1 protein-coding gene is annotated in these 336 nt (G+C 68.8%); it reads right to left on the bottom strand.

Annotated features, from left to right (window positions below; all coding sequences use genetic code 11):
• Positions 1-336 (bottom strand): Rieske 2Fe-2S domain-containing protein (locus CVH10_RS18840; protein WP_146143071.1); only part of this gene is annotated, 336 nt, incomplete at both ends.

The following is a 336-nucleotide window of genomic DNA, read 5'->3' as shown; positions in this document are numbered from 1 at the left end:
CGGGTCGTAGGCCGTGCCCTCGAAGCCGTCGCGCATGGGAGCGCCCAGGTGCGTGCCGTCGAGCTTGAAGGTCCACGCGTGATACGGGCAGCGGAAGAACTTGCCGGTGTTGCCGCACGGGTCGCTCACCAGCTGGGTGCCCTTGTGGGCGCAGCGGTTGTAGAGCACCTTCAGCCCGCCGTCGGGCTGGCGCACCATCACCAGAGGACGGCCGGCGATGTCCTGCGTCAGGTAGTCGCCCGCGTTGGGCACCTGGCTCGCGTGGCCCAGGTAGTTCCAGGTCGCGGCGAAGAACTGCTCGCGCTCCAGGGCGAACAGCTCCTCGCTCAGGTACAG

Source organism: Halomonas sp. ND22Bw (assembly GCF_003011945.1).
GTDB classification, from domain to species: domain Bacteria; phylum Pseudomonadota; class Gammaproteobacteria; order Pseudomonadales; family Halomonadaceae; genus Halomonas; species Halomonas halophila.
Note: the sequence above shows the minus strand (reverse complement) of the source record. Positions and strands in the feature narration are given on the sequence as shown.